The organism is Bacteroides xylanisolvens XB1A (assembly GCF_000210075.1).
Taxonomy (GTDB): Bacteria; Bacteroidota; Bacteroidia; order Bacteroidales; family Bacteroidaceae; genus Bacteroides; species Bacteroides xylanisolvens.
In genome coordinates this window covers 5,372,024-5,384,706 of the sequence record NC_021017.1, presented here as the reverse complement: position 1 = coordinate 5,384,706, position 12,683 = coordinate 5,372,024, and the positions used below count along the sequence as shown (strand labels likewise).

Sequence of the window (12,683 nt, the reverse complement as noted above, 5' to 3'; positions counted from 1 at the left end):
TGAAGTATATACCCGTGAATGGGCATTGAATACGGCTGCTGTGACTAAGTTGCTGTTGGGTGATTAATTTCTAGCGGTTAACTGAATCTTTTCTTCCTAATATTTATAAGTTGTATTGCGATAAAGTATATCTTTGTATGCAATAAACTAATCGTCTGACTATAGTTACTTTTTCGTCTAACTATAGTCAGACGAAAGAATAACTATAGTTAGATGCAAGTTACACTATAGTCAGACGAATAAATATATGCTAGCCAAGAACTAATGATTGGTATAAGAGAGATTAAATATCAGGCAAGAAAATGATAAATGATAATCAATAAAATATAGCTGCTTATGAGTGCGTATTATGATTTGTATGAGACACCGGACGTTCAGAATACCGGCGAGAAGCAACCCCTTCATGCGCGGATAGTTCCGAGCGGGACTTATTCCCAAAAAGAGTTTATAGAACGTGTGTCACGTTATCAACATTTTCCCCAGAATATGGTTGACGGGGTGTTGGGGGCTGTAATAGATGAACTTGGTAGTCTCTTGGCGCGTGGCTATATTGTGGAGCTTGGAGAACTGGGACATCTTAGTGTCTCTTTGAAATGCACTCAGAAGGTAATGACTAAAAAAGAAATCCGTTCCGAATCTATCTGTTTTGACAATGTACACTTGCGTACCTCCAAAAATTTTAAATTGAAGGTAAGACGGGAAATGAGACTTGAACGTGTGCCCAAATCGGGACGGACTGTCAGTAAAACGGAGATACCTATCGAGCAACGTCTTCAAATGTTACAGGAGTTTCTGAAGAAGAATGGAGGAATCACCCGCATAGAATACAGCAGACTGACAGGAGTAGCCCGGCTGAAAGCTGTTGATGATTTGAATACTTTTATTCAGGAGGGAAAACTGCGTAAGAGAGGGGCGGGAAGGAATGTGTTTTATGTATGGAAACAGGAAGAATAATATTATAATAAGTAATTGTCCTTCTTTTTGCTAACAATTTTGTACCTTTGTTTGTATATAGAGAAAATAGTAAGATTATGGCAAGAATAACTATTCCTTATGCAGTAGCGGATTTCATAGATTTGCGTGAACGTGGTTTTTATTATGTTGATAAGACTGATTATATTCCTAAATTAGAGGATTATAATGCTCCTGTATTTCTCCGTCCCCGTCGTTTTGGAAAAAGTTTGTTGGTTTCTACATTAGCTTGCTATTATGACCGTACAAAAGCGCATCGGTTTGAAGAACTGTTTGGGGGAACCTGGATAGGTAACCATCCGACAAAAGAGCATAACAGTTATATGATTATTCGCTACGATTTTTCGAAAATGGTAATGGCGGATACTATTGAAGGGTTGGCTCAAAACTTTAATGATTTGAACTGTGGCTCGGTAGATGTGATGGTAGAGCATAACAGAGATTTGTTCGGTGATTTTCAGTTTACTACTCGGGGAGACGCTTCCAAAATGTTGGAAGAAGTTCTTAATTATGCCCGTTCTCATGAATTTCCAAAAGTTTATCTATTGATTGATGAATATGATAACTTCACTAATCAGTTGCTTACAGCATACAACGATCCGCTTTATGAGGAAGTGACGACGAATGACAGTTTTTTGCGTACTTTCTTTAAAGTGATAAAAGCCGGAATAGGTGAGGGGAGTATCCGTACCTGTTTCTGTACAGGTGTATTACCTGCTACGATGGATGATTTGACCAGTGGATATAACATAGCAGAGATATTGACTCTTGAACCTAATTTTCTGAATATGCTCGGGTTTACATACGAAGAGACAGAGACATACTTGCGTTATGTACTTGACAAATACTCCACAGGACAGGAACGTTTCGATGAAATCTGGCAGCTAATTGTGAGCAACTACGATGGTTATCGTTTCCGTCCCAATGGTGATCGGTTGTTCAATGCTACTATCCTGACTTATTTCTTCAAGAAGTTTGCGGCCAATGCTGGTAGTATTCCCGACGAACTGGTAGATGAAAATCTACGTACCGATATTAATTGGATTCGTCGGCTTACCCTTTCACTGGATAACGCGAAAGCGATGTTGGATGCACTGATTATTGATGATGAGTTGCCTTATAATGTAGCCGACCTTTCAAAGAAACTTGATAAACAGAACGTTTTTGATATAAGATTTTATTCTATCATTTTGTTTTATTGGGGTGTAATAACTTTAAAAGATAAATATTACATGACTTTTCCTAATAAAACAATGCGTAATGTTCTATTGTTATAGTTTTGTAATCCTTACTTGGACATTGAAAGAGATGTAGTATCTAGTTTAAAAACAGGTTCCTAAATAGATAGTATTTTTTCTCCATTTTTCAGACATTCTGTTAGTGGAGCTCCCATGTATCTAACGGTAATACCTAAATTGATAATAATTGAAGTTACTCCAAAATTGTTGCAACAATCCTGGCATGCTTCAATTGTAATTCCTGATTGTAGCATTTCCAATACTTCTGTCTGAACTTGTGTATCGTTTGCCACTAATCTTACCGATGCTCCCCAAAGGATTACATTTATATGTTTCCACCAACCTCTGTTTTTAGAGTTTATTACGTACATTGACAACATATTAAAGATCGTATCTTTATTGTCCGTTGTCCACAGGATATTTAACTTGTCGTTTTCATTCATTGTTTTAAATTTAAAATGTTCAATACTGCAAAAGTAGTGAATTAAATTTAGATTTCGTTTGTTACAGATTCTTTAAATAACACATATTAAGCCTGATAATTTGTCCGTTCACTTTCATACGCCTATATTTGTTCCCACTATTCTATATAACCAATAGAGGGAGAATGTATCACGAGAGAAAAATAAGAGCATACATAGCGTGGGTGTTGTTTATGACATTCATTCCTTTCTTTGTAGTGAAGACCTTTCACTATCATGGAAGTGAGGATGAAAAGTCATGTTCTCATGCCGGGCACTCTCACAAGTCATCCGATGATTGTGCGATATGTCAATACTCCCTTTCTTTCTTTACTGAACCCCCACCGGTAGAATTTCATTGTACATTAACGCTCGTGCCTTACGAGCCAATCATTTACCAGGATAAGGTCGTTTGTAAACGGACTTATTCGCATCAACTGCGTGCACCCCCTGTCGCATAATTACATACTCAAATTTACGAAGAAGACAGATTCACTGTAACCTGTCCTCACATTCATTTTACATATTAAATAAAGATTGTAATTGATGCGTATCGGAATTATTTCGGGCGTACTGGGGCTGATTGTAGCCTTACCCGTCCACGCACAGAAATCCGATTCAATCAAGAGTATGCTTTTACCTGATGTTGTGGTGACCGAAACGTACCAGCAACGTCAAGCTAAAAAGTCTGCCCTTACGGTTGATGTAGCAGATCAGGATTTTCTGCGCAAACATTTTACAGGAAACTTCATGCAAGCGATGGAGAATATTCCCGGAGTGCAAGCAATGGATATCGGTTCGGGATTCTCCAAACCGATGATTCGCGGAATGGGATTCAACCGGATTGCCGTATTGGAAAACGGAATCAAGCAGGAAGGACAACAATGGGGAGCCGATCACGGTTTGGAATTGGATGCCTTCAATATAGGAGCGGTCAATGTTTTGAAAGGCCCTTCCTCATTGCTTTATGGTAGTGATGCGATGGGAGGAGTGATAGATGTCGTTCCACCGGCCGTGCCTATGGATAATCGGGTGTTTGGAGATGTCACACTGCTTGGTAAATCAGTCAATGGAACCGTCGGAGGATCACTGATGCTGGGAATCAAAAAAAATGCCTGGTACTCTCACATTCGTTATTCGGAACAGCACTTCGGCGACTATCATATTCCTACGGATTCTATTGTCTACCTGACACAGAGAATCCCCATCTATGGGCGTAAACTGAAGAATACAGCAGGCATTGAACGCAATATCGGACTCTTTACCCAATATCAGCGAAGGGCATATAGAGCGAATTTCTCCGTGAGTAATGTCTATCAAAAGACAGGTTTCTTCCCCGGAGCGCATGGCATACCCGATGCGTCCCGTGTGGAAGATGATGGAGATAGCCGTAATATCGAATTGCCTTATAGCAAAGTGAATCACCTGAAGGTGACCATCCATCAGCAATATGCGTGGGAGAAACTGATCTTGTCAGGTGATTTGGGTTTCCAGAACAATCACCGTGAAGAATGGAGTGCTTTCCATACTCACTATGGCTCGCAACCCGCACCAGAGAAAGACCCCGACAAAGAACTCGCATTTAATCTGAACACCTTCAGTGCTTCAGTGAAAGCTCGTTTTATCGGATCTTCTTCATGGGAACATACATTGGGGTGGGATGGACAGCATCAACGGAATGACATTGCCGGCTATTCGTTTTTATTGCCCGAATATCACCGTTCCACCACCGGAATGCTCTGGCTTACAACGTACAGACCTAACAATGTGCTCTCCGTCAGCGGAGGAGCTCGGTATGACTACGGATACATAAATATTTCTTCGCATGAAGATGTTTACCTTGCCGATTATCTTCAAAAACAGGGATATACCCAGGAACAGATAGACCTTTATAAGTGGAACAGTCACCAGGTGAAAAAACACTATGGTGATTATTCTCTTTCTCTGGGATTGGTATGGACTCCCTCCGACAAGCATCTGGTAAAGGTGAATATCGGGCGTAGTTTCCGCCTGCCCGGTGCGAATGAGTTGGCTGCCAACGGAGTACATCACGGCACTTTCCGCCATGAACAGGGAGATGCCAATTTAAAATCGGAACAGGGCTGGCAACTGGACGCTTCTTATCATCTGAAGTACCGGAGAATTTCTTTCTCCGTCTCTCCATTTGTCAGTTGGTTCAGCAATTACATCTTTCTGCGTCCTACCGGAGAGTGGTCTGTATTGCCTCATGCCGGACAAATCTATCGCTATACCGGAGCGGAAGCACTGTTCGCAGGAACTGAAGCTACCGTAGATGTTGATTTTCTGCGTAACTTCAATTATCGGATTTCCGCTGAATACGTTTACACCTATAATTGTGATGAACATATTCCATTGAGTTTCTCGCCGCCACCTGTTATGCGCAATACATTAACCTGGCAAAAGAACCGGTATATGTTGTATGCAGAATGGCAGAGCATTGCTCGGCAAAATAGAGTGGACCGTAACGAAGACCGTACAGCCGGAGCAAATCTCTTCCATTTGGGCGGATCTTTAAACATTCCGATAGGTGGAAATAATGAAATTGAAATTACCCTGACCGCCCGGAATATATTCAATACCCGATATTACAATCATCTTAGTTTTTACAGGAAAGTTGAGATTCCCGAACCGGGACGTAACTTCCAAATATTAATCAAAGTTCCATTTAAAAAATTACTGAAATGAAAAATAAATTTTATCTCCCAATGGTTAGCCTTTTGGCAACAGTTACTTTCATGTTTTCCTCTTGTGATAATGATGACTCCAGCGATACGATCAAACCTTTGATTGAACTTCATGAACCGGAAGAAGGTCAGGCATTGGAGATCGGAAACGAACATGGAGTTCATTTTGAAATGGATTTGTCGGATGATGTCATGCTGAAATCCTATAAGATCGAAATTCATAGCAATTTCGACCATCATTCACACGGCGGTAATAGTAGGGCTGTGCAGGAAACAGTAGATTTTAGTTTTAACAGATCGTATGATGTGTCAGGACAGAAAACAGCACATATTCATCATCACGATATTGTAATACCAGCCAATGCGACTGCAGGGGATTATCATTTGATGGTTTATTGCACAGATGCCGCAGGCAACGAATCTTATATCGCGCGCAATATTAAATTGAGCAATGAGGTGGAAGATGAAGACCACCATCATAATGAATAGACAACTATATAAAGGAACTGGAATATCTGTTGGCTACAGGACGATAGATAGGCTGTTTTTTGTATAAAGAGTATTTTTTCTTTCGAAAGGTGTAATAGATATTACACCTTTTTTGTTTCCAATCCTTTACTTTTGTGAAAAATTCTATTTCGTATGATGAAGTTTCCAATAATAAATCGACTCTTTCCTTCTTTTAAATGGAAGGTAGCGGCTGTCATCATTGGCGGTGTTATTGTGGGGGGAGGGGCATTGTTTATGTACATGCTCCGGGCGCATACCTATCTTGGAGATGACCCGGCTGCCTGTGTGAACTGTCATATTATGACTCCTTACTATGCAACTTGGTTTCATAGCTCACATGCCCGGAATGCTACCTGCAATGATTGTCATGTACCGCATGAAAATGCTGTGAAAAAATGGACCTTTAAAGGGGGGGACGGTATGAAACACGTGGCTGCATTTCTTACCAAAAGCGAGCCGCAGGTGATTCAGGCTCATGAAGCCAGTTCCGAAGTGATAATGAATAATTGTATTCGCTGTCATACACAACTCAATACGGAATTTGTGAAGACGGGGAAGATTGATTATATGATGTCACAAGTAGGAGAGGGGAAGGCTTGCTGGGATTGCCATCGTGATGTTCCTCATGGTGGAAAAAACTCTCTGTCCGGCACTCCGGGAGCTATTGTTCCTCTTCCGGAATCGCCCGTTCCCGAATGGCTCCGGAAGATGGTGAATCAGAAAGATAAATAGGAAATGAAATACGTAATAAAATAATAAAACCGATATACAATGGAAAAGAAATTAAAATCATGGCAAGGATGGCTGTTGTTCGGAGGTTCAATGGTCGTTGTATTTGTTTTGGGATTATGCGTTTCTGCGTTGATGGAACGGAGGGCGGAAGTTGCCAGCATTTTCAACAACCGTAAAAACGTCATCAAGGGGATTGAAGCGCGAAATGAACTATTCAAGGATGATTTCCCCCGTGAATATCAAACTTGGACGGAAACTGCAAAGACTGACTTTGAAAGCGAATTTAATGGGAATATAGCTGTGGATGCCTTGGAAAAACGTCCTGAAATGGTGATTCTATGGGCGGGATACGCTTTCTCTAAAGATTATTCTACTCCACGGGGGCACATGCATGCTATTGAGGATATTACGGCATCGTTACGTACCGGTGCACCTGTGAACCCGACGGATGGTCCGCAACCGTCTACTTGCTGGACTTGTAAAAGTCCGGATGTTCCCCGTATGATGGAAGCATTGGGTGTCGATTCTTTCTATAATAATAAATGGGGAGCTATGGGGGCCGAAATCGTAAATCCGATTGGCTGCTCTGATTGCCACGACCCGGAAACAATGAATCTTCATATCAGCCGTCCGGCTTTGATTGAAGCTTTCCAACGCCAAGGTAAAGACATCACCAAAGCTACTCCGCAAGAAATGCGTTCATTGGTCTGTGCGCAATGTCACGTTGAATATTTCTTCAAAGGTGATGGCAAATACCTGACTTTCCCTTGGGATAAAGGTTTCACGGTAGAAGATATGGAGGCTTATTATGATGAGGCCGGGTTCTATGATTATATCCATAAATTGAGTCGTACTCCGATTCTGAAAGCACAGCATCCTGATTATGAGATTGCTCAAATGGGTATTCATGGGCAAAGAGGTGTTTCTTGTGCCGATTGTCACATGCCGTATAAGAGTGAAGGTGGTGTGAAATTCAGCGATCACCATATTCAGAGCCCATTGGCTATGATTGATCGTACCTGTCAGGTTTGCCATCGCGAGAGCGAAGAGACTTTGCGCAATAACGTTTACGAACGCCAACGCAAAGCGAACGAAATTCGTAACCGCTTGGAACAGGAATTGGCGAAAGCGCATATCGAAGCTAAATTTGCTTGGGATAATGGAGCGACAGAAGCTCAAATGAAAGATGTTCTCGCATTGATTCGTCAGGCACAATGGCGTTGGGATTTCGGAGTGGCTTCACACGGCGGCTCTTTCCATGCACCGCAGGAAATTCAGAGGATCCTTTCTCACGGACTCGACCGTGCTATGCAAGCCCGTCTTGCCGTATCCAAAGTATTGGCGAAGAACGGATACACTGGTGATGTTCCGATGCCGGACATCTCGACGAAAGCAAAAGCACAGGAATACATCGGCTTGGATATGGACGCTGAAAGAGCAGCGAAAGAGAAATTCCTGAAAATAACCGTTCCCGCCTGGTTGGAGAAAGCGAAAGAAAATGGACGTTTGGCGCAGATATAAAACAAATATAAGCATAGATATATATGTGGAGCAAACCGTGGAGTTATAAAGAAGGGCTGACGATTGCCGCAGGATTACTGATAATAGGCATATTGCTGCAAATGACAGTGGGTGCTATTAACTGGGATTTGTTTGCCTGTCCGGTCAACGTGATTGTGCTGCTGGTTTATATCGTTGCCTTGATAGCCATGCACCTTCTTCGTAAACGTGTGTATTTATTCAGTTGGTTAAGCCATTATTCCGCTGCCGTCTCCGCTTTGTTGTGGGCGGTCGGCATGACAGTAGTTATGGGACTTATCCGGCAAGCTCCTTCCGGTCATGCTCCAAATGCTTCAACGGATTTGCTGGGATTCTCACAGATGATTGCATCCTGGCCTTTCGTTCTGCTTTACTTTTGGATGGTCACTGCATTGGGACTGACGATACTTCGTGCCAGCTTTCCTTTTAAGTGGAGACGACTTTCGTTCCTTCTCAATCATATCGGATTATTCGTCGCGTTGATAGCGGCCACTTTAGGAAACGCCGATATGCAACGGTTGAAAATGACAACCCGCATGGGCAATGCCGAATGGCGGGCTACTGACGATAAAGGTCAACTGATTGAACTTCCATTGGCTATCGAACTCAAGGATTTTACTATTGACGAATATCCTCCAAAACTGATGCTGATTGACAACGAAACCGGGCGTACGCTTCCCGAAAAATCTCCTGAACATGTATTGCTGGAAGAGGGAGTAACAAAGGGAACATTACAGGACTGGCAATTGACAATCGAACAATCTATCCCGATGGCAGCTTCTGTAGCTACTGAAGATGCCTTGAAGTTTACAGAATTTCATTCGATGGGAGCAACTTATGCTGTTTATCTGAAAGCAGTCAATCAGAAGAATCAAACAATAAAAGAAGGCTGGGTAAGCTGTGGCAGTTTTCTTTTTCCTTATAAGGCAATCCGGCTGGATTCTTTAACCAGTCTTGTGATGCCGGAACGGGAACCGCAGCGATTTGCGTCGGAAGTGAAAATTTACACACAAGAAGGAACGATAACGGAAGGTACCATTGAAGTGAACCGTCCGATAGAGATAGAAGGATGGAAAATCTATCAACTTAGCTACGACGAGACAAAAGGACGATGGAGCGATGTCAGTGTCTTCGAACTGGTTCGCGATCCGTGGCTACCGGTCGTTTACGCAGGAATTATAATGATGATGGCAGGAGCTGTCTGCTTGTTCGTCAGTGCACAAAAGAGAAAAGAGGAGGACAAAGCATGAATTGGGAGTACTTTATATTATTTGCAATAGCTGCACTGGTTTGTTGGGCTTTAGGAGCTTTTGTTGCCTGGAAAGGAACAAAACCGGGATGGGCTTACGGATTTACTTTCTTAGGGTTGGCTATTTTTTTCAGCTTCATTATCGGAATGTGGATTTCATTGGAACGCCCTCCGATGCGGACCATGGGGGAGACCCGGCTGTGGTATTCTTTCTTCCTTCCGTTGGCGGGATTGATAACATACATACGTTGGAAGTACAAATGGATTCTTAGTTTCAGTTGCATCCTTTCGTTCGTCTTTATCTGTATCAATATCTTCAAACCGGAGATTCACAATAAAACGTTGATGCCTGCTTTGCAAAGTCCGTGGTTTGCTCCTCATGTCATTGTGTATATGTTTGCTTACGCTATGTTGGGAGCGGCGACGGTGATGGCTGTCTATCTGCTTTGGTTCAAGAAGAAAAAGATTGAACGGAAAGAAATGGATTTGTGTGATAACCTCACTTATGTAGGTCTGGCATTTATGACATTAGGTATGCTTACAGGAGCTATCTGGGCGAAAGAAGCCTGGGGACACTACTGGGCTTGGGACCCGAAAGAAACCTGGGCAGCGGCGACTTGGTTTGCTTATCTGGCATATATCCATTTCAGATTGGGAAAGCCATTGAAGGCACGTCCGGCATTGGTTATTTTATTGGTCTCTTTTGTCTTATTACAAATGTGTTGGTATGGAATCAATTATCTTCCGTCCGCACAAGGAGTCAGCGTACATACGTATAATTTGAATTGAAATATCGAATCATTTAAACTGCACTATCAATGAAAACATTTTATTGGTCATTCTTGCTTATGCTATTGCCAAGCATGGCATACACACAAAACACGGAGAAAGAGAATGAATTTACGATGTCTATGCAAATCAGACCTCGTGCAGAGTATCGGAACGGTGCCTTGATTCCACGGGATGAAGGGGTGGCTCCTACGTCCTTCATCAATAACCGCGCACGTTTGTCGATGGATTATAAACGTTCGGATCTGGAACTGAAGATGTCGGCACAGCATGTAGGTGTCTGGGGACAGGACCCGCAGATTGAAAAGAACGGGCGTTTTATGCTGAATGAGGCTTGGGCAAAGATGAACTTTGGCGAAGGATTCTTTGCCCAACTGGGACGTCAGTCGTTGATTTATGATGATGAACGTATTTTGGGAGGATTGGACTGGAATGTAGCGGGTCGTTATCACGATGCGTTGAAGCTGGGGTATGCCAACAAAAATAATGAAGTGCATTTAATTCTTGCTTTTAATCAGAATAATGACAGTAGAACAAGCGGAGGCACTTACTATGATTCTTCTACGGGACAGCCTTATAAGAATATGCAAACCGTTTGGTATCACTATAAGGCGGACAATGTTCCGTTCGGGGCTTCTTTATTGTTTATGAACTTGGGATTGGAAACGGGCGATAAAGCTACGGATGACTCTCACACTCGTTACTTGCAAACAATGGGAACCTACCTCACTTATAAGAACAGTAACTGGAATCTGGATGGTGCTTTCTACTATCAGATGGGTAAGAATAAAGCAGCTGATAAAGTTTCAGCTTTGATGGGAAGCATACAGGCTGCTTATACGTTTGACCAGACATGGGGAGCTGTGGTTAGCTTTGATTATCTAAGTGGTGATAAAGGAAATGGCGGTAAGTACAAAGCTTTCGATCCACTTTATGGAACTCATCATAAATTCTATGGAGCAATGGATTATTTTTATGCTTCTACCTTTGCGAACGGTTATGCGCCGGGATTGATGGATGTCCGTATCGGAGGTCGTTTCCGTGCTTCTGACAAAGTGGATATGGAACTTAATTATCACTACTTTAGTACAGCCGTAAAGGTTCAGGACTTGAAGAAATATTTAGGATCGGAAGTCGATTATCAGATAAACTGGTCGATCATGAAAGATGTGAAACTCTCTGCCGGATATTCTTTTATGCGTGGCACGAAGACGATGGACGCTGTGAAAACCGGCAATCATAAAAGCTGGCAGGATTGGGGTTGGTTATCGTTGAATATCAATCCGAAGATATTGTTTGTGAAATGGTAAATTTAAAGGAATAGATAGAATTTAAATAAAGAGAGAGTTTTTGAAAGTTTTGAATTTGTAAAATCATCCTTACCACAGTATATCTGAAGTGAGGATGATTTTTGTCTTAACCACTTCTTGATAGCTACACTCTTATTGTTACGTCTGTTGTTACGGATATTTTTCTAAATACGTCGTTACAAATACTTTTCCAAAGTTGTTTTATCTAAAATCTCAATTCGTTTTCCTTCCATGATGACGAGTCCTTCTTTCATCATCTTATTGATTTCTTTAGATAGAGCAGGGCGTGACACATTTAAATATTCGGCGAGCTGGGATTGGGTGTGCATGATATCTACTACTAACGAGTCTTTTTTCTTATGTTCGTATAGATAGACAATGAACCTTTCCCGTACGGTTTTGCGTGAAAGAGGTTTCAGGCGGGATACAGTACAGATGTTACAATTACCTGCGATACAAAGAAAATTATGAAGAACTTGTGGGTCCTGACTAATTACTTTGAAGGTTGAATCTTTGGTTGCCATAAGTATCACACTGTCCTCAAGAGCAGTGAAAGTAGCCGGCAAAGTATTGTTCGAATTAAAAAGATGAGGAGTGGCGAAGGTACGTGGAGCGATAATGTATTCAATCATCACCTCATTACCTAATCCGTCAATAATATCTGTACGTAGTTTTCCTTCCAAAAGTACAAATAACTTGTTGCAGGGTGTTCCTTGTGTAACGACTATCTCTTTTTTATTAGCCGCATAGATTACAAAATCCAGCTTTTCCAATAAGGACTCTTTGATGTTTAAAGGTAAATCCCTGAATAAGGGGATTTGAAACAGCTTTTCTTTATGTGAGTCGGTCAGTTGTATTTTTTTCATTGTATCATGTTGTCTGTATCACGGGCAAAGATATAAATTATATATTAGTGAAAGAAACTTTCAGAACTATTTGTAGAATAACTATATACAAGAAAGTTGTTAAAACGAATGCAAAATATAGAATCTGTAATTATGGTATCTTTCTCTGTAATTTATCTACATACAGGATACCTTTATTTGTCTATTTTTGCAACATGAATCATTGATAAAAAGAATTCTGAAAACAAAAAGTAATAAAAGAAAGTTATGGCTAAAAAAGTTTTGATAATTTCGTCCAGTCCACGTAAAGGTGGTAATTCGGATTTGCTTTGT

Annotated in this window: 11 protein-coding genes and 1 pseudogene; 10 read left to right on the top strand and 2 right to left on the bottom strand. The window is 41.4% G+C overall.

Translation table 11 applies throughout. The features are described from left to right. Window positions 1-336: 336 nt before the first annotated feature. On the top strand, window positions 337-954 hold the full coding sequence (locus BXY_RS21105) for an HU family DNA-binding protein (RefSeq protein ID WP_004313318.1): 618 nt from the start codon (window positions 337-339) through the stop codon (window positions 952-954). Window positions 955-1,031: 77 nt separating this feature from the next. Continuing rightward, window positions 1,032-2,243: pseudogene (locus BXY_RS21100) on the top strand (ATP-binding protein); the annotation flags it as partial. A 65-nt stretch (window positions 2,244-2,308) separates the two neighbouring features. Here the strand turns inward: BXY_RS21100 and BXY_RS21095 are convergent. Further along, a complete protein-coding gene (locus BXY_RS21095; protein ID WP_008025548.1) occupies window positions 2,309-2,653 on the bottom strand; it encodes a hypothetical protein in 345 nt (114 codons plus the stop codon). Between the two features lie 164 nt (window positions 2,654-2,817). Between BXY_RS21095 and BXY_RS23830 the strand changes: the two genes are divergently transcribed. From BXY_RS23830 to BXY_RS21060, 8 genes are all read left to right on the top strand, one after another. Further along, entirely contained in the window at window positions 2,818-3,132 is a 315-nt protein-coding gene (locus BXY_RS23830; RefSeq protein ID WP_009039870.1) for a hypothetical protein, read from the top strand. An 85-nt stretch (window positions 3,133-3,217) separates the two neighbouring features. Beyond that, entirely contained in the window at window positions 3,218-5,377 is a 2,160-nt protein-coding gene (locus BXY_RS21090; protein ID WP_009039869.1) for a TonB-dependent receptor, read from the top strand. After that, the gene (locus tag BXY_RS21085; RefSeq protein WP_004313310.1) at window positions 5,374-5,865 is read left to right on the top strand and encodes a DUF4625 domain-containing protein; all 492 of its coding nucleotides are present in this window, start codon (window positions 5,374-5,376) and stop codon (window positions 5,863-5,865) included. The genes BXY_RS21090 and BXY_RS21085 overlap by 4 nt, the downstream gene beginning before the upstream one ends. Window positions 5,866-6,018: 153 nt before the next feature. Beyond that, entirely contained in the window at window positions 6,019-6,618 is a 600-nt protein-coding gene (nrfH, locus tag BXY_RS21080) for a cytochrome c nitrite reductase small subunit (protein ID WP_009039868.1), read from the top strand. Between the two features lie 39 nt (window positions 6,619-6,657). Next, window positions 6,658-8,139 (top strand): ammonia-forming cytochrome c nitrite reductase, encoded by a 1,482-nt coding sequence (gene nrfA / locus BXY_RS21075; RefSeq protein ID WP_009039867.1) that lies wholly within the window; start codon window positions 6,658-6,660, stop codon window positions 8,137-8,139. Window positions 8,140-8,162: 23 nt separating this feature from the next. Beyond that, window positions 8,163-9,407: a cytochrome c biogenesis protein ResB gene (locus tag BXY_RS21070; protein WP_015532909.1), complete on the top strand. Its 1,245-nt coding sequence runs from the start codon at window positions 8,163-8,165 to the stop codon at window positions 9,405-9,407. After that, complete coding sequence (locus BXY_RS21065) at window positions 9,404-10,195, top strand: cytochrome c biogenesis protein (protein WP_015532908.1); 792 nt, start codon at window positions 9,404-9,406, stop codon at window positions 10,193-10,195. Before BXY_RS21070 ends, BXY_RS21065 begins: the two co-directional genes overlap by 4 nt. Before the next feature lie 29 nt (window positions 10,196-10,224). Continuing rightward, window positions 10,225-11,505 carry an alginate export family protein gene (locus BXY_RS21060; RefSeq protein ID WP_134993512.1) on the top strand — a complete coding sequence of 427 codons (1,281 nt, stop codon included), beginning with the start codon at window positions 10,225-10,227 and terminating at the stop codon, window positions 11,503-11,505. A 176-nt stretch (window positions 11,506-11,681) separates the two neighbouring features. Here BXY_RS21060 and BXY_RS21055 read toward each other — a convergent pair whose 3' ends face one another. After that, a complete protein-coding gene (locus tag BXY_RS21055) occupies window positions 11,682-12,371 on the bottom strand; it encodes a Crp/Fnr family transcriptional regulator (protein WP_004317686.1) in 690 nt (229 codons plus the stop codon). Window positions 12,372-12,683 lie beyond the last annotated feature (312 nt).

What these genes read in the sequence shown, in the direction of transcription:
- BXY_RS21105 (WP_004313318.1), top strand. Translation starts at nt 337, where the DNA reads ATGAGTGCGTATTATGATTTGTATGAGACACCGGACGTTCAGAATACC.
- BXY_RS21095 (WP_008025548.1), bottom strand. Translation starts at nt 2,653, where the DNA reads ATGAATGAAAACGACAAGTTAAATATCCTGTGGACAACGGACAATAAA.
- BXY_RS23830 (WP_009039870.1), top strand. Translation starts at nt 2,818, where the DNA reads ATGTATCACGAGAGAAAAATAAGAGCATACATAGCGTGGGTGTTGTTT.
- BXY_RS21090 (WP_009039869.1), top strand. Translation starts at nt 3,218, where the DNA reads ATGCGTATCGGAATTATTTCGGGCGTACTGGGGCTGATTGTAGCCTTA.
- BXY_RS21085 (WP_004313310.1), top strand. Translation starts at nt 5,374, where the DNA reads ATGAAAAATAAATTTTATCTCCCAATGGTTAGCCTTTTGGCAACAGTT.
- nrfH (WP_009039868.1), top strand. Translation starts at nt 6,019, where the DNA reads ATGATGAAGTTTCCAATAATAAATCGACTCTTTCCTTCTTTTAAATGG.
- nrfA (WP_009039867.1), top strand. Translation starts at nt 6,658, where the DNA reads ATGGAAAAGAAATTAAAATCATGGCAAGGATGGCTGTTGTTCGGAGGT.
- BXY_RS21070 (WP_015532909.1), top strand. Translation starts at nt 8,163, where the DNA reads ATGTGGAGCAAACCGTGGAGTTATAAAGAAGGGCTGACGATTGCCGCA.
- BXY_RS21065 (WP_015532908.1), top strand. Translation starts at nt 9,404, where the DNA reads ATGAATTGGGAGTACTTTATATTATTTGCAATAGCTGCACTGGTTTGT.
- BXY_RS21060 (WP_134993512.1), top strand. Translation starts at nt 10,225, where the DNA reads ATGAAAACATTTTATTGGTCATTCTTGCTTATGCTATTGCCAAGCATG.
- BXY_RS21055 (WP_004317686.1), bottom strand. Translation starts at nt 12,371, where the DNA reads ATGAAAAAAATACAACTGACCGACTCACATAAAGAAAAGCTGTTTCAA.